Origin of the sequence: Streptomyces sp. NBC_00466 (assembly GCF_041433995.1) — a bacterium.
Taxonomy (GTDB): domain Bacteria; phylum Actinomycetota; class Actinomycetes; order Streptomycetales; family Streptomycetaceae; genus Streptomyces.
The window spans coordinates 1,200,322-1,217,168 of record NZ_CP107896.1 but is presented as its reverse complement, the minus strand read 5'-3'; the positions used below and the strand labels follow the sequence as shown (position 1 = coordinate 1,217,168).

13 protein-coding genes and 1 pseudogene are annotated in these 16,847 nt (G+C 70.1%); 10 read left to right on the top strand and 4 right to left on the bottom strand.

What is annotated here, in order from left to right; translation table 11 throughout:
* Nucleotides 1-6: 6 nt before the first annotated feature.
* Nucleotides 7-1,032: an adenosine deaminase gene (locus tag OG210_RS05255; protein ID WP_328335630.1), complete on the bottom strand. Its 1,026-nt coding sequence runs from the start codon at nt 1,030-1,032 to the stop codon at nt 7-9.
* A 107-nt stretch (nt 1,033-1,139) separates the two neighbouring features.
* Here OG210_RS05255 and OG210_RS05250 point away from each other — a divergent pair, with 107 nt between their 5' ends.
* Nucleotides 1,140-2,024: a DUF4190 domain-containing protein gene (locus OG210_RS05250; protein WP_328331968.1), complete on the top strand. Its 885-nt coding sequence runs from the start codon at nt 1,140-1,142 to the stop codon at nt 2,022-2,024.
* 137 nt (nt 2,025-2,161) lie between these two features.
* Here the strand turns inward: OG210_RS05250 and OG210_RS05245 are convergent, their stop codons facing one another.
* Entirely contained in the window at nt 2,162-2,722 is a 561-nt protein-coding gene (locus OG210_RS05245) for an NADAR family protein (RefSeq protein WP_328331970.1), read from the bottom strand.
* Nucleotides 2,723-2,898: 176 nt separating this feature from the next.
* Between OG210_RS05245 and OG210_RS05240 the strand changes: the two genes are divergently transcribed.
* From OG210_RS05240 to OG210_RS05205, 8 genes and pseudogenes are all read left to right on the top strand, one after another.
* On the top strand, nt 2,899-4,404 hold the full coding sequence (locus OG210_RS05240) for a gamma-aminobutyraldehyde dehydrogenase (protein ID WP_371540174.1): 1,506 nt from the start codon (nt 2,899-2,901) through the stop codon (nt 4,402-4,404).
* A gap of 18 nt (nt 4,405-4,422) precedes the next feature.
* Entirely contained in the window at nt 4,423-5,670 is a 1,248-nt protein-coding gene (locus OG210_RS05235; RefSeq protein WP_328331972.1) for a spermidine/putrescine ABC transporter substrate-binding protein, read from the top strand.
* 106 nt (nt 5,671-5,776) lie between these two features.
* Entirely contained in the window at nt 5,777-6,928 is a 1,152-nt protein-coding gene (locus tag OG210_RS05230; RefSeq protein ID WP_328331974.1) for an ABC transporter ATP-binding protein, read from the top strand.
* Nucleotides 6,925-7,857 (top strand): ABC transporter permease, encoded by a 933-nt coding sequence (locus OG210_RS05225; RefSeq protein WP_328331976.1) that lies wholly within the window; start codon nt 6,925-6,927, stop codon nt 7,855-7,857. Before OG210_RS05230 ends, OG210_RS05225 begins: the two co-directional genes overlap by 4 nt.
* Nucleotides 7,857-8,666, top strand: a complete 810-nt coding sequence (locus tag OG210_RS05220) for an ABC transporter permease (RefSeq protein WP_328331978.1) — start codon at nt 7,857-7,859, stop codon at nt 8,664-8,666. The genes OG210_RS05225 and OG210_RS05220 overlap by 1 nt, the downstream gene beginning before the upstream one ends.
* A 24-nt stretch (nt 8,667-8,690) precedes the next feature.
* Nucleotides 8,691-10,109: an NAD(P)/FAD-dependent oxidoreductase gene (locus OG210_RS05215; protein ID WP_371535087.1), complete on the top strand. Its 1,419-nt coding sequence runs from the start codon at nt 8,691-8,693 to the stop codon at nt 10,107-10,109.
* 151 nt (nt 10,110-10,260) lie between these two features.
* Nucleotides 10,261-10,728 carry a hypothetical protein gene (locus OG210_RS05210; RefSeq protein WP_328331982.1) on the top strand — a complete coding sequence of 156 codons (468 nt, stop codon included), beginning with the start codon at nt 10,261-10,263 and terminating at the stop codon, nt 10,726-10,728.
* 204 nt (nt 10,729-10,932) lie between these two features.
* Nucleotides 10,933-11,958: pseudogene (locus OG210_RS05205) on the top strand (chitinase); the annotation flags it as partial.
* Here the strand turns inward: OG210_RS05205 and OG210_RS05200 are convergent.
* Nucleotides 11,909-12,490, bottom strand: a complete 582-nt coding sequence (locus tag OG210_RS05200; protein WP_371535084.1) for a phosphatase PAP2 family protein — start codon at nt 12,488-12,490, stop codon at nt 11,909-11,911. The pseudogene OG210_RS05205 and the gene OG210_RS05200 sit on opposite strands and share 50 nt — an antisense overlap.
* A gap of 342 nt (nt 12,491-12,832) precedes the next feature.
* Nucleotides 12,833-14,164 (bottom strand): 4-aminobutyrate--2-oxoglutarate transaminase, encoded by a 1,332-nt coding sequence (gene gabT / locus OG210_RS05195; protein WP_328331986.1) that lies wholly within the window; start codon nt 14,162-14,164, stop codon nt 12,833-12,835.
* 234 nt (nt 14,165-14,398) lie between these two features.
* Here gabT and OG210_RS05190 point away from each other — a divergent pair, with 234 nt between their 5' ends.
* Nucleotides 14,399-16,780 (top strand): ATP/GTP-binding protein, encoded by a 2,382-nt coding sequence (locus OG210_RS05190; RefSeq protein ID WP_371535082.1) that lies wholly within the window; start codon nt 14,399-14,401, stop codon nt 16,778-16,780.
* The last annotated feature ends 67 nt before the right edge of the window (nt 16,781-16,847 follow it).

The following is a 16,847-nucleotide window of genomic DNA, read 5'->3' as shown; positions in this document are numbered from 1 at the left end:
GGGCGGCTACCGGGCGAGCCACTCCGCGGTGTACGAGTCGATCTCGGCGGTCAGCTTCGCCTTGCCCGGTGCGTCGAGGAACGACGCGGTGACGGCGTTCTTCGCGAGCTCGGCGGTGCCCCGCTCGTCCAGCCCGAGCAGGCGGGCCGCGACCAGGTACTCGTTGTTGAGATCGGTGCCGAACATCGGCGGGTCGTCGCTGTTGATGGTCACCAGCACCCCGGCGTCCACCATCTCCTTCAGCGGGTGCTCATCGAGGGTGCGGACGGCTCGGGTAGCGATGTTGGAGGTCGGGCAGACCTCCAGCGCGATTCCCTGTTCTGCCAGGTGGGCGAGGAGCTTCGGGTCCTGGACCGAGCTGGTGCCGTGGCCGATGCGCTCGGCACCCAGGTGGTGCAGCGCGTCCCAGACGGTCTCCGGTCCTGTCGTCTCACCGGCGTGCGGCACCGAGTGCAGCCCGGCCGCGCGGGCCCGGTCGAAATAGGGCTTGAACTGCGGGCGGGCCACCCCGACCTCGGGGCCGCCGAGCCCGAAGGAGACAAGCCCCTCGGGACGCAGGTCGAGCGCGAGCCGGGTCGTCTCGGCCGCCGATTCGAGTCCGGCCTCGCCGGGGATGTCGAAGCACCAGCGCAGCACGGTGCCGAGTTCCGCCTCGGCCGCCTTGCGGGCGTCCTCGATCGCCTCCATGAAGGCCTGCTCGGGGATGCCCCGGCGGGTGGAGGAGAACGGGGTGATGGTGAGTTCCGCGTACCGGATGTTCTGGCGGGCCATGTCGCGTGCGACTTCGAAGGTCAGCAGCCGGACGTCCTCGGGGGTGCGGATCACGTCCACCACCGAGAGGTAGACCTGGATGAAGTGCCCGAAGTCCGTGAAGGTGAAGTAGTCGGCGAGCGCCTCGGGGTCGCTCGGCACTATGGAGTCCGGGTGGCGCGCGGCGAGTTCGGCGACGATGCGGGGCGACGCGGACCCGACATGGTGCACATGCAGTTCCGCCTTGGGCAGTCCCGCAATGAACGGGTGCAGGTCGGTCATCGGGTCCTCCGGGTACGGCGAGTTCTGCTGGTCGGAGAACATCGTAGGCGGGGAACGGAGCCTCGCACACAGGCTCTAGCATGACGAGCCGAGGATGGGGGAGGCCCATGTCAGACAACGCACCACGCCCTTCGGGGGACCCCGAGCCGCCGAGAGACCCATGGGCGCCGCCCGGGCCGAAAGTGCCGCTGGACAAGCAGCCGGACCAGCCGAAGGCGCCGAGCAGCCCGGTGCACGAGCAGCAGACGGTCACGGACATGCCGGCCGGGGGCGCCGCCCCGGGCCCCGGACAGCCGGGCCCGGCGCAGCCTGCCGCCGGGCAGCAGACGCCGGGCCCGCACATCCCGGGGCAGCAGGGCCCCGGCCAGTTCGGCTCCGCTCAGCAGAACCCCGGGCAGTACAACCCCGGGCAGCCGACGCCGGGTCCGGGGCAGCACGGCTCCGTGCCTCCGGGATTCGCGCCGCCCGGATATCCGCCCCCCGGATCCGTACCACCCCCGCCGGTCGCGCCGAACGGTCCGGGACAGGGTGCCCCGGGCCAGTACGGCTATCCGTCCTATCCGGGCGCCGCCCCCGGCCCGCAGGGGCCGGCCGCCTACGGCTATCCCGGGTATCCGGGCTATCCGGGGTACGGCGGACAGGGCAGCTGGAACACCATGCAGCAGGGCCCCTCCAACGGCTACGGGGTGGCCGCGCTGGTGCTCGGCATCCTCAGCGTGGTCATCTTCTGCGCCTGGGGTCTCGGCATCATCCTGGGGACGCTCGCCCTGATCTTCGGCATCCTCGGGCGCAAGCGGGCCAACCGTGGTGAGGCGAACAACGGGGGGATGGCACTCGCCGGGATCATCCTGGGACCCATCGGCATCGTGGTCAGCGCCACGTTTCTCAGCGTGGTGATCTGGGGCATCTCGCATTCCCACAGCACCACCCCCGACTACGGCGGCGACGGCAACACCTACCCGAGCTCACTGATCGTCGGCGCCGACCACTGAGACGCGGCCACTGGGCACAGCCTCTGCGACACGAACACCGAGACAAGAACACCGAGACAAGAACACCGAGACCTGTCCCGGGCGGCCCCACTCGCCCGGGCAGCGGCGACGGCGGCACCCTGCCCCATCAGCCCCCATCAGCCCGCGGCGACAGCCGTACGCAGCCGCTCCCTGGCGTCCATCAGCGCGAACCCCAGCAGATTGAGCCCGCGCCAGCGGTCCGGCTGTGCGGCCCGCTCGTCGTCCGCAGCGAGTCCGATGCCCCACACCCGGTCCATCGGGCTGGCCTCGACCAGCACTCGGTCCCCGGTCGCCAGCAGATATCCGCGCAGCGCCACGTCAGCGCCGAACTTGTGCACGCTGCCCTCGACCACGATCCCGTACCGCTCGCGCTGCCATATCAGGTCGTCGAATCCGCGCACGAGCCGCCCCGCCTTCTTCGCCAGTGCCGGGTTCGCCGCCGTGAGCGCAGCCTGTTCCGCCTCCGCGTCGCCGAAGAGCCGTGCCTTGGCCGCCATCATCCAGTGCTCCGCCGTGGCGTACCGCACGTCGTCGACCACGAAGGGTGACGGCCACCACTGGCTCAGACAGCCCGGCCCGATGCTGCCGTCCCGCCGCGCAGTGTGGCCCCAGAAGTGCAGGAACTTGATCCGTTCCCCCTGGCCGGCCTGCCTGGCCAGCGCTTCGATTCGTTCCATGCACGGGAGTCTGGCAGCCGCCACTGACACTCCGTCGTGGATTTTCCGGCCCACGCGACACATGGTCGACCGATTCCGTTGCGTAACCAAAAGGAAACAACGGAATCACTTGTTGATGAACTATCGCTCTGCCAGGATCGGCACTCAATTCGAGCTTGAGCTACGGAGAGAGCACGATGGTCAACAGCTTCCAGGTGCGGGACCGCTTCGCGGCCGGCGCACAGTACATCGGCGGGCAGCTGCGCCCCGGTACCTCAGGGCGGACCCAGGACGTCGTGAACCCCGCCACCGGCGAGGTGGTCCTCAGCTACGCGACGGCGGGCACCGCCGATGTCGATGCCGCCGTCGAGGCGGCCCGTGCGGCCTTCCCCGGCTGGTCCGGAGCAACTCCGGGAGAGCGCTCCGACGCGCTGCACCGCTTCGCGGCCGTACTCGCCGAGCGAGCCGAGGAGTTCGCGTACGCGGAGTCCCTCCAGTGCGGCAAGCCGATCAAGCTGAGCCGCGAGTTCGACGTGCCGGGCACCGTCGACAACGCCTCCTTCTTCGCGGGCGCCGCCCGCCACCTCCAGGGCCAGTCGGCCGGTGAGTACAGCGGCGACCACACCTCCTACGTCCGCCGCGAGGCGATCGGCGTGGTCGGCTCCATCGCGCCCTGGAACTACCCGCTCCAGATGGCCGCCTGGAAGGTCCTCCCGGCCATCGCGGTGGGCAACACCATCGTGCTCAAGCCCGCCGAGATCACCCCGCTCACCTCGCTGATGTTCGCGCAGGCCGCGACCGACGCGGGCATCCCCGACGGGGTCGTCAACATCGTCAACGGCCTCGGCGCCGAGGCGGGCGAACACCTGGTGGGCCACCCGGACGTGGTCATGACCTCGTTCACCGGATCGACGCCGGTCGGCAAGCGCGTCGCCGAGATCGCCACCGCGACCGTCAAGCGGATCCACCTCGAACTCGGCGGCAAGGCCCCCTTCCTGGTCTTCGACGACGCCGATCTGGAAGCCGCCGTGCACGGCGCGGTCGCGGGCTCGCTCATCAACACCGGCCAGGACTGCACGGCCGCCACCCGCGCCTACGTCCAGCGCCCGCTGTACGACGCCTTCGTCCAGGGCGTCGCCGAACTGATGGGCACCCTCCGCCTCGGCGACCCCTTTGACGAGTCGACCGACATCGGCCCGCTGATCAGCTACGCCCAGCGGGACCGGGTCGCGGCCTTCGTGGACCGGGCCAGGGACACCGCGCGCGTGGTCACCGGCGGCGCGGCGCCCGAGAACGACGGTGCCTACTACCTCCCGACCCTGATCGCCGACGCCGCCCAGGACAGTGAGATCGTCCAGGCCGAGATCTTCGGCCCGGTCCTGGTCGTGCTGCCCTTCGACTCCGACGACGAGGGCATCGCCCTCGCCAACGACACCCCCTACGGACTGGCCTCGTCCGCCTGGACCCGGGACGTCTTCCGGGCGAACCGGGCGACCCGCGAGATCCAGGCCGGCTGTGTGTGGGTCAACGACCACATTCCGATCATCAGCGAGATGCCGCACGGCGGTTACAAGGCAAGCGGCTTCGGCAAGGACATGTCCGTGTACTCGTTCGAGGAGTACACACAGGTCAAGCACGTCATGTACGACAACACCGCGGTGGCCCGCAAGGACTGGCACCGCACGATCTTCGGGGACCGATAAAGAAAGGGCACCGAGCCCATGGAGCAGTTCGAGCCAGACCGTCTCTCCCCGGCCCAGCTGGCCGCCACCCGCCGCACACTGGCCCGTGGCGGCGGGTCCCTCGCCCGCAGATCGCTGTTGCGCGCCACCGGCGCCGGCGCGCTCACGCTCGGTGGCCTCGCCGCCCTCACCGGCTGCGGTATCCCCGCGGCCAAACGCGAAGGCGGGGCCCCGGCCTCCGACGACCACTCGGCCGCGGAGAAGGTGATCAACTTCTCCAACTGGACCGAGTACGTGGACGTCACCGACGACGGGAAGCACCGGCCCACCCTGGAGGCGTTCACCAAGCGCACCGGGATCAAGGTCGACTACACCGAGGACATCAACGACAACGTCGAGTTCTTCGGCAAGATCAAGCCGCAGCTCGCGGCCGGCCAGGACACCGGACGGGACATCATCATCCTCACCGACTGGCTGGCCGCCAGGCTGATCCGGTTCGGCTGGGTGGAACGGCTCGACGCGTCGCTGCTCCCGCACGCGTACGCGAACCTCTCCGAACAGTTCCGCAACCCCGACTGGGACCCGGGCCGCGCCTACTCGTACCCCTGGGCCGGTGTCCCCACCGTCATCGCCTACAACACGAAGGCGACCGGCGGCCGCAAGGTCGACTCCGTCACCCAGCTCCTCGACGACCCCAAGCTCAAGGGGCGGGTGGGTTTCCTCTCGGAGATGCGCGACTCGGTCGGGATGACGCTGCTCGACATGGGCAAGGACCCGGCGAAGATCACCGACGCCGACTTCGACGCCGCGATCGGCCGCCTCCAGAAGGGCGTCGACAGCAAGCAGATACGCCGCTTCACCGGCAACGACTACGTCAGTGACCTGGACAAGGGCGACATCGCCGCCTGTGTCGCCTGGGGCGGTGACATCACCCAGCTCCAGAACGACAACCCGCACGTCAAGTACGCGATCCCCGCCGCCGGTTACATGATCTCCAGCGACAACATGATGGTGCCGGCCAAGGCCCGCCACACGTCCAACGCCGAGCGGCTGATGGATTACTACTACGAGCCCGCCGTCGCGGCGAAGCTCACCGCGTACACCAACTACCTCTCCCCGGTGGACGGTGTCCGCGCGGAGCTCGCGAAGATCGACCCCAAGCTGGCGGCCAACCAGCTGATCCTCCCCGACAGGGCGATGGCCGCCCGGTCGCACGCCTTCCGCTCGCTCTCCAGCAAGGAAGACGCGGCGTACGAGGAGAAGTTCTCCCGGCTGATCGGGGCCTGACCCCGAACCGCGCGGCCGCTCCCGTCCCAGCACTCCCCAGCCCCACCATCCCCCTCTGCTCTCCTCAGCTCTCCCTCTGCTCCCACGACCCCCCGGGACCGTACCCATGACACAGACGAATGAAGGCGGCGACGTCCGCCTCGCCGGGATCAGCAAGACCTACGGGTCCTTCACCGCGGTGCACCCGCTGGACCTCACCGTCCCGCAGGGCTCCTTCTTCGCGCTCCTCGGCGCCTCCGGCTGCGGAAAGACCACCACCCTGCGGATGATCGCAGGGCTGGAGGACCCGACCACCGGCACCGTCCGGCTCGGCGGCCGGGACGTCACCGACCTGCCCCCGTACAAGCGCCCGGTCAACACGGTCTTCCAGTCGTACGCGCTCTTCCCGCACCTCGACGTGACCGAGAACATCGCCTTCGGGCTGCGCAGGCGCGGCATCAAGTCCGTCAAGAAGCAGGTCGGCGACATGCTCGACCTCGTCCAGCTCGGGGACTTCGCACACCGCAAACCGCACCAGCTCTCCGGCGGCCAGCAGCAGCGCGTCGCCGTCGCCCGGGCGCTCATCAACCACCCGCAGGTGCTGCTGCTCGACGAGCCGCTCGGCGCCCTCGACCTCAAGCTGCGCCGTCAGATGCAGCTGGAGCTCAAGCGCATCCAGACCGAGGTCGGCATCACCTTCGTGCACGTCACCCACGACCAGGAGGAGGCCATGACCATGGCCGACACCGTCGCGGTGATGAACGGCGGCCGCGTCGAGCAACTGGGCGCCCCCGCCGAGCTGTACGAGAACCCGAACACCACCTTCGTCGCCAACTTCCTCGGCACCTCGAACCTCATCGAGGCCGAAGTCGTCGAGGCGGGGGCCGACATCACCGTCCTGGCGTCGGGTGCCAAGCTCCGGCTGCCCGCCGACCGCTGCAAGGCCGCCACCAGCGCCGGTGACAAGCTGCTCGTCGGGGTGCGGCCCGAGAAGATCGCCCTGGTACACGCGGACGACGCGGCGGAGATAGCCGAGGGCCGCAACCGTGTCAGCGGACGCATAGCCGACTCCAGCTTCATCGGGGTCTCCACGCAGTACGTCATCGACAGCCCGGTCTGCCCCGGTCTTGAGGTCTACGTGCAGAACGTCGAGCGCGACTCCCGGCTGTCGCCGGGCGCGGATGTCGTCCTGCACTGGAACCCCGGGCACTCGTTCGGCCTCGACGCCGACCAGGCGGTCGACGCCGGCAAGTCGGGCGCCGGGGAGGAGGCCGCGTGACCGTCACCGAGGCCCCGCCCGCCGAGGCCCCCGAGGCGGAGGCCGGCGCCGTACGCAAGCCCCCGGTCCGCAAACGGCTCGTACCGTACTGGCTGCTGCTGCCCGGCATCATCTGGCTGGTTGTCTTCTTCGCGCTGCCGATGATCTACCAGGCGTCGACGTCGGTGCAGACCGGTTCGCTGGAGGACGGCTTCCAGGTCACCTGGCACTTCCAGACGTACTGGGACGCGCTGCACGAGTACTACCCGCAGTTCATCCGCTCCCTGCTGTACGCGGGCACGGCGACGGTGCTCTGTCTGCTGCTCGGCTACCCGCTCTCGTACCTCATCGCCTTCAAAGCGGGCCGCTGGCGCAATGTGGTGCTGATCCTGGTCATCGCGCCGTTCTTCACCAGCTTCCTGATCCGCACGCTCGCCTGGAAGACGATCCTCGCCGACGGCGGTCCGGTCGTGGGCGTCCTGAATACCCTGCACATCCTCGACGTCACCAGCTGGCTCGGCTGGACCGACGGCAGCCGGGTGCTGGCCACCCCCATGGCCGTGGTCTGCGGACTCACCTACAACTTCCTGCCGTTCATGATCCTGCCGCTCTACACCTCGCTGGAGCGGATCGACGGACGGCTGCACGAAGCGGCGGGCGACCTGTACGCCACCCCGGCCACCACCTTCCGCAAGGTGACCTTCCCGCTCTCCATGCCGGGCGTCGTCTCCGGCACCCTGCTCACCTTCATCCCGGCGGCAGGTGACTACGTCAACTCCGAACTGCTCGGCTCGACCGACACCAAGATGGTCGGCAGTGTCATCCAGTCGCAGTTCCTGCGGGTGCTCGACTATCCGACGGCGGCCGCGCTCTCCTTCATCCTCATGGCGATCGTGCTGATCATGGTCACCGTCTACATCCGCCGAGCCGGCACGGAGGACCTGGTCTGATGCTGAGGAACTCCACGCGCTGGCTGCGCAGCAATCTCGTCACCGTCGCCGGGCTGATCACACTCGCCTATCTGATCCTGCCCAACGTCGTCGTGATGGTCTTCTCCTTCAACAAGCCCAACGGGCGCTTCAACATCAGCTGGCAGCGGTTCTCGCTGGACGCCTGGAAGGACCCCTGCGGGGTCGCCGACATGTGCGGCTCGCTGAACCTCTCGCTGGAGATCGCCGTCTGGGCGACGATCGGCTCCACCGTGCTCGGCACGATGATCGCCTTCGCGCTGGTCCGCTACCGGTTCCGGGCGCGCGGCGCGATCAACTCGCTGATCTTCCTGCCGATGGCGATGCCCGAGGTCGTGATGGCCGCCTCACTGCTCACCCTGTTCCTCAACATGGGCGCCCAGCTTGGCTTCTGGACCATTCTCATCGCGCACATCATGTTCTGCCTGAGCTTCGTGGTCACCGCGGTCAAGGCCCGTGTGATGTCCATGGACCCCCGGCTGGAAGAGGCCGCGCGCGATCTCTACGCCAGCCCGGTGCAGACCTTCCTGCGGGTCACCCTGCCGATCGTGTCACCCGGGATCGCGGCGGGCGCGCTGCTCGCCTTCTCGCTCTCCTTCGACGACTTCATCATCACCAACTTCAATGCGGGGTCGACCGTGACCTTTCCCATGTACGTCTGGGGATCGGCGCAGCGCGGTACCCCTGTACAGATCAACGTCATCGGCACGGCGATGTTCGTCATCGCGGTGCTGGTGGTACTCGGCGGCCAGCTCATCAGCAACCGCCGGAAGAACAGCACACCGCACTGAGCAGGACCCGAAGGAGTGGAACCCATGGCCCCAGCTGCCATGACCCGTGCACTTGCCGCATCGCTCGCCGACGCCGAACCGGTGTCGTTCTGGCTGGAGGACCCCGGCAAGCCCGCCGTCCTGCCCGCCCTCACCGGTGACGTCAGCTGCGACCTCCTCGTCGTCGGCGGCGGCTACAGCGGACTGTGGACCGCACTGCTCGCCAAGGAGCGCGATCCGGGCCTGGACGTGGTCCTCATCGAGGGCCACGAGGCGGGCTGGGCGGCCTCGGGCCGCAACGGCGGCTTCTGCGCCGCCTCCCTGACCCACGGTCTCGCCAACGGTCTCGAACGCTGGCCCGGCGAGATCAAGCAGCTGGAGCAGCTGGGCGCGCGCAACCTCGACGCCATCGAGGACGCCGTCGCCCGGTACGGGATCGACTGCGACTTCGAGCGCACCGGCGAGATCGATGTGGCCACCCGGCCGCACCAGGCTGAGGAACTGCGCGACTGGCACCGGGAGACCGCCGAACTCGGCTTCGAGGGAGTGGAGTTCCTCGACCAGGACGCCCTGCGGGCCGAGGTGGACTCCCCGACCTTCCTCGCCGGGCTCTGGGACCGGCGCGGCGTCGCGATGCTGCATCCGGCCAAGCTGGCCTGGGGGCTCAAGCGGGCCTGCCTGGAACTCGGTGTGCGGATGTACGAGCGCACCCGCGGTCTCGACCTGGTGCGCTCAGGACCGGGGATGGCGGTCCGTACCCCGTACGGCAGGGTCTACGCCCGGCAGGTGGCGCTGGGCACGAACATCTTCCCGTCGCTGGTCAAGCGGGTACGCCCGTACACCGTCCCGGTCTACGACTACGCGCTGATGACCGAGCCGCTCTCCGGCGAACAGCTGGCGTCGATCGGCTGGCAGGGCCGGCAGGGGCTCGGCGACAGCGCCAACCAGTTCCACTACTTCCGGCTGACCGCCGACCACCGCATCCTGTGGGGCGGCTACGACGCGATCTATCCGTACGGCGGCAGGCTGAGCGCCGAACTCGACCAGCGCCCGGCCACCTATCTGACCCTCGCCGAGCACTTCTTCACCTGCTTTCCGCAGCTCGAAGGGGTCCGCTTCAGCCATGCGTGGGGCGGCGCGATCGACACCTGCTCGCGGTTCTCCGCCTTCTTCGGTACGGCGCACAGCGGGCGCGTCGCCTATGCGGCGGGCTTCACCGGTCTCGGTGTCGGAGCCACCCGGTTCGGCGGCGACGTGATGCTCGACCTGCTCTCGGGGGCCGATACGGAGCGCACCCGCCTGGAGATGGTGAAGAGCAAGCCGCTGCCGTTCCCGCCCGAGCCGTTCGCCTGGGCGGGCATCGGGCTGACCAAGTGGTCGCTGGCGCGGGCTGACGAGAACGGCGGCCGGCGCAATCTCTGGCTCAAGTCGATGGACCGTCTCGGCCTCGGATTCGACTCCTGATCCGGTCGTGATCCGGCCGGTCCCACGGCTCCGGCCGGACTGTGACCCAGCTCACTGCCATTGGGTGTCCGAACCCGCGTCATGAAGTGCCCCGAACCCGCTCTCTCCCCGTGCACGCAGGAACCTCGCGTACACGAATGGAGGCCGGGCGATGGCTGGCTCGGGGGCAAGGACCGCAGTCGAGTGGCTCGCTTCGGTGGCGCCGGACCCCGGCGCGTGCCGGCGGGCATGGGAGCGCGACCCGCACGGGGTGGCGCTCCTGCCCGCCGGGGTGCGCTGGGACGTACTCATCGTTCCGGGGGAGCTGGGCTATCCGACCCTGGACGTGCTGTCCCGCCTCATCGACCGGCCAGGGCCGGTGCTGGCGGATTTCGGGGAGGCCAGCATGGGCTTCTTCGTGCCGGCGGGTACGGCCGCGCGCTGGATCGGCACCGGCGTACGGGGCGTGGGCGGCGGCACCTGGATAGTGGTGCCGCAGCCCGGCCGGGCGTCCGGCGGGGTGCGCTGGCTGGTCCCGCCGGACGCCGGGGGGACGCTCACCGATCCGGCGCTGCTGGAGATGGCGATGCACGAGGCCGCCGCGCTCCGGGCGGGCGACATTGGTGACGGACTGGTCTGAACCACCGCCGGTGGGTGTGTGAAACCTTGACAGTCCAATTGGTCTGGACCATGTTGGGCGCGCTTCACCACCTCAATCCCCCCATGTCCGGAGGCAGTTGTGAAACGCCCAAGACTCCTGGCCATGCTCGCCACGGCCGCACTCGCGATGAGCGCACTCGCCGGCACCGCGCAGACCTCCCAGGCCGCCGGCCCCGGAGCAGCGGCAGCCGGCCTGCCCGCGCACGCCCTGGTCGGCTATCTGCACTCCAGCTTCGCCAACGGTTCCGGCTACACGAAGCTGGCCGACGTACCCGACTCCTGGGACGTGATCGACCTGGCCTTCGGTGAGCCGACCTCCCCCACGTCCGGCGACATCCGCTTCAACCTCTGTCCGGCCACGGAATGTCCGGGTGTCGAGTCGGCCGACGAGTTCAAGGCTGAGATCAAGGCCAAACAGGCGGCCGGCAAGAAGGTGCTGATCTCCATCGGCGGCCAGAACGGCCAGGTGCAGCTCACCACCACGGCGGCCCGCGACACCTTCGTCGCCTCGGTCTCGAAGATCATCGACGAGTACGGACTCGACGGCCTGGACATCGACTTCGAGGGCCACTCGCTCTCCCTGGACACCGGCGACACGGATTTCCGGAACCCCACCACCCCGGTCGTCGTCAATCTGATCTCCGCGCTGAAGACGCTCAAGGCCAAGTACGGCGACACGTTCGTGCTGACGATGGCGCCGGAGACCTTCTTCGTGCAGCTCGGGTACCAGTTCTACGGATCGGGGCCGTTCGGCGGCCAGGACCCGCGCGCCGGCGCCTATCTGCCGGTGATCAACGCCCTGCGCGACGATCTGACGCTGCTGCACGTCCAGGACTACAACTCCGGCCCGATCATGGGCCTCGATAACCAGTACCACACCATGGGTGGCGCCGACTTCCACATCGCCATGACCGACATGCTGCTCACCGGCTTCCCGGTCGCGGGCGACACCACGAAGATATTCGCCCCGCTCCGCCCCGACCAGGTGGCCATCGGCCTGCCGGCCTCGGTGAACGCGGGCAACGGCTACACCTCGACCGCCGATGTGGACACGGCGCTCGACTGCCTGACGAAGAAGACCGGCTGCGGCTCGTACGCCACCCACGGGACCTGGCCCGGACTGCGCGGGCTGATGGCCTGGTCCGTCAACTGGGACCTGTTCAGCAATCAGGAGTTCGCGAAGAACTTCGACGCATACAGCTGGCAGTGACCAGCAGCAGGGCCCCGCACAGAAGCCAGCTCGCCAGCACGTCGAGAGGCCAGTGGTAGCCGTGCAGGAGAAGGCCGGTGCCCGTCGCCACCGTCAGGATTACGGCGACGGGCACCGGCCAGTTCCGACGGGCGTACGGCACGAGGAGCAGCGCGGCCCCGCCGTACGCCACCATCGCGGTGGCCGAGTGGCCCGAGGGGAAGTACCCGGTGGACGGGTCGAGCGGCCCCGGCCGGGCTGTCCAGAGCTTCAGCGGTACCACCAGGGCCGGCACCATGGCCATCGCCAGGGCGGCGACCAGGACGTCCCGGCGGCTGCCGCACCACAGGGCGTACGCCATCGCCGCCACCAGGACCGGCAGGGCCACCTCGGTGTTGCCCAGGTCGGAGAGGCCGCCGCTGAGCCATCCGGGGCCCGTGCCGACGATGTGGTGGTCGACGCGCACATCCAGCCGCAGCAGCGGTCCGCGGACCAGGACCTGCCAGGTGATGAGTGCGAAGAGGAGAAGACAGCCAAGCGCGGAGAGCAGCACGCGTCGCAGCCGGGAGAGAGTAGCCGGCCGCCCGGGAACAGGGGGGGTAGTTCCGGGGCGGCCGCCTGGACCGGTGTGCCGCGCGCCCCGGGGGGTGTGGGGCGGGCGGCCATCCGATCGGTGAGGAGATCCGGAGCCCGAAGCTCCGGTGGTGTGCGCGAAGGCACGACCAGGCGCGAGCTGGGGAGGCCCTTGCCTGGGATCGCCCACAGTCATCCGTGAGCGAGGTGTTTCTCTCATCTGTCAGAACCGTACGGCAGGGAAAAGGGGGCCGACAGCTGGAATCGCATCCCGCCATCGCCCCCCCACACGTTCTTCACACGCCCCGACCGTTACTGGAGGTCACGCGCCCGCGAAGGCCTGCTCCAGCAGGTCCAGACCCTCGTTCAGCAGGTCCTCGCCGATGACCAGCGGGGGCAGGAAGCGCAGCACGTTGCCGTAGGTGCCGCAGGTCAGGACCAGCAGACCCACCTGGTGGCAAGCCTTGGCCAGAGCCGCGGTCGCCTCCGGGTTGGGGTCCTTCGTACCCGACTTGACCAGCTCGACCGCGATCATCGCGCCGCGGCCCCGGATGTCGCCGACGATGTCGTACTTCTCCTGGACGGCCGTCAGCCGCGCCTTCATGATCTCCTCGATGCGCCGGGCCTTCGCGTTGAGGTCCAGCTCCTTCATCGTCTCGATCGAGCCGAGGGCGCCGGCGCAGGCGACCGGGTTGCCGCCGTACGTACCGCCGAGGCCGCCGGAGTGCGCGGCGTCCATGATCTCGGCGCGGCCGGTCACGGCGGAGAGCGGCAGACCGCCCGCGATGCCCTTGGCGGTGGTGATCAGGTCGGGGACGATGCCCTCGTCCTCACACGCGAACCACTGGCCGGTGCGGCAGAAGCCGGACTGGATCTCGTCGGCCACGAAGACGATGCCGTTGTCCTTGGCGAACTGCGCGACGGCGGGCAGGAAGCCCTTGGCGGGCTCGATGAAGCCGCCCTCGCCGAGGACCGGCTCGATGATGATCGCGGCGACGTTCTCCGCGCCGATCTGCTTGTTGATCATGTCGATGGCCTGGGCGGACGCCTCGGCGCCGGCGTTCTCCGGGCCGGTCGGCCAGCGGTAGCCGTACGCCACGGGCACCCGGTAGACCTCGGGCGCGAACGGGCCGAAGCCATTCTTGTACGGCATGTTCTTCGCGGTCAGCGCCATCGTGAGGTTGGTGCGGCCGTGGTAGCCGTGGTCGAAGACGACGACGGCCTGGCGCTTGGTGTACGCACGGGCGATCTTCACGGCGTTCTCGACGGCCTCGGCGCCGGAGTTGAAGAGCGCCGACTTCTTGGCGTGGTCGCCCGGGGTCAGCTCCGCGAGCGCCTCACAGACCTCGACGTACCCCTCGTACGGGGTCACCATGAAACAGCTGTGGGTGAACTCGGCGAGCTGCGCGGACGCCCGGCGCACGACGGCCTCGGCGGACGCGCCCACGGAGGTCACGGCGATGCCGGAACCGAAGTCGATGAGGCGGTTGCCGTCGACGTCCTCGATGATCCCGCCGCCCGCGCGGGTCGTGAAGACCGGCAGCACGGAGCCGACACCCGAGGCGACCGTCGCGTTGCGACGGGCCTGCAGCTCCTGCGACTTCGGGCCGGGGATGGCGGTGACGACGCGGCGCTCCTGCGGAACAGCGGTCATGGGGGACTCCTGTGGGACGAAATCGGACGCTTCCTCTCACAGCAGGCTAGGGGCGCGTCCCGAGGCGCGGCATGCTCCGTTCGGTAGTGGTCAGGGTGTGTCGTTGTCCGCGACGGACATAGCAGCGTGATGACACCCGGTAGCGGGCACGTGGCACTAGATTGAGGCGCGAGATCGAGGCACACCGCACAGGGCAGACACAGCGCAGACCTGGCTGGTCAGGGGGCAGGGGTCATGGACACCGAAGGCACGTACGACGCACGCGGCACCCGGGGGGCCGGTCCCGTGCCGCGCCCTGCCGGGCCGCCGGCCGTCCCGCCCCCGCCCGGCTACGCACCCGCGACCGGCCCGGTGCTCACCGACTGGCTGGCGGCCCCGCGCCACCGGGAGGGGCCGGGCGTCTGGGCGTACGGCCATGTCGAGCGCCCCCCGGAGGCCGAGAACGTGCCCGGCCGCACGCTGCTCAGCGGTGCGGTCATCTCGCTGTTCGCCTGCATCCTGGTCTGGTCGCTCTGGAACAACGGCTACATCCCGTACTGGCGTGTCCCGTTGGAGCTGTTCACGCCGGGGGACTGGTGGAGCCGCCAGCGGATGGGCGAACCGGCGCCGCGGGGCGCGGAGAACGCGCTGGAGGTCTACCGGTTCCTGATCGCGGCCGTGCTCCTCTACGTCTTCGGCCGGCTGGGCAACTGGCGCGGCGCCTTCGAGCACGCCGTCGAGGGCCGTACGCCGCGCGCCCGTGCGACGGCCGCCACCGCCCTCGCCCTCCTCGTCTGGATCCTCGTCTGGACGAACACCCTGCCGGGCCTCGACATGGTCTTCATGCTGCTCCCTTCGTCCTGGCTGACCGGCGGCGGCGACCACGTCGGGGCGGCGACCGTCGCCTACACGGTGTACGGACTGATCACGCTGGCCGTGGTCTGGCCCTTCGCCCGGCTGGGCCGCTGGCGCACCCTGCTGCGCCCGGGACAGCTGCCGCAGCAGCGCGCGCCGCAGGAGCACGCCCGGGCGCAGACACAGGCCAGGGCGGCGGCCCAGGACCCCTCGGCCCCCGCGCTCGCCGACTGGCCCGAGCTGCGCGCCCGGGGGCTCACCGAACTCGCCGACCGGCTCTCCGACGAGGTGCGCTCCGGGCGGATGAACGACGTCGACTACACCCGGGTCCGGCGCGCCTGGCGCTCCGTCCAGGCGGACCCGGGCCGGCTCGACTCCTTCACCGAAGCGGTGCGCCGGAGCGGCGCCGCCGCGTGCGCGCACCCCTCGGGCGCCCGCGACCTGCCGGTGCGCGCGGCCCGGCACGATCTGTTCGTACGCCAGGTCAGGCTCGGCACGGTCGACCCGGGCGAGCGCAACCCGTACGCCAGGCGCGGCAGCGGTCTCGCGCTCGAACCCGAACTGCTCGGCACCTCGCTGCTGGCCGTCGGACCGCCCGGCGCGGGCAAGACCCGGGACCTGGTGCGGCCCGTGGTGGAGTCCCTCGCCCTCCAGGCACTCGCGGGCCAGGCCGCCGTCATCGCGGTGGCGGCGGCCGGCACCCAGCTCGGTCCCGACGACGCGTACGACGTCGTGGTCAAACCCGGCGACCCCTCGTCCGTCCACGACTTCGACCTCTACGGCGGCGCGACCGACCCCGACGAGGCCGCCGCCGTACTCGCCGAGGCGTTCACCGGCGATCTCCCCGAGGTCGACAGCCGGCGCGCGGCCACCGCGCTCGCCCAGTTGCTCGGCCCCTACCTGGCGGCCCACGGCCGCTTCCCTTCGGTGCCCGACCTGCGGGAACTCCTCGACGGGGTGCCGGCCGCGCTCGCCACCCTGCGCGAGGCGCTCGACGCGGGCGGCCACTTCGGCCTGCAGCGCGAACTCGACGCCCGCGCCCGGCAGTCCGGGGCTCCGGGTGATCCAGGACCGGCACTCGCCGACCGGGTCGCCTCCCTCGACCGGCCCGCCTTCGCCGGGTTCTTCGACACCTCGGGCGCGTCCAGGCCCTTCTCGCTGCGCTCGCTCGAACACCCCGTACGGGTCAGGATCGACCTCCCGGAACGGGCGCACGCGGAGGCGTCCCGGGTACTCGCCCGGCTCGTCCTCGCCCAGTTCACCGCGAGCGCGGCGGCCCGCGCCGACCGCTCGCTCTTCGCCTGCCTGGTCCTCGACGATGCCACCCGCACCGTCACGGCGGACTCGGTCCGCTCCATCCAGCGGCTGCGCTCCGCGCACGCCGGAGCCGTCCTGACCCTGCGGAGCCTGAGCGATGTCCCCGACGACCTGCACACCGCGCTGCTCGGTGCGGTCGGCTGCCGGATGGCGTTCTCCGGGGTGACCACCTGGGAGGGCAGGTCCTTCGCCGAGACCTGGGGCACCGAGTGGGTGGAGACCAGGGACGTCACACAGCGCCAGGTCTTCGCCGACCAGCCGCTGACCCGGGCGATCCACTCGTTCCGCAAACTCGTCACCGGCAAGGCGGTGACGACGGACGCCGTCACCGTACGGAAGGTCGAGCGGGAGCGCTGGTCGGCATCCGACCTGGCCCATTCGGTGCCCGCGGGCCATGCGGTGCTCTCACTGAGGACGGTGCGCGGCGAGCACGCGCCACCCCTTCTGGTGGACCTGCGCGGCTGATCCGGCGCGAGGACCCGTACGCCCTGGCAGAATTGGAGTAGCCGTTCATACGGGACGGCACAGTTCT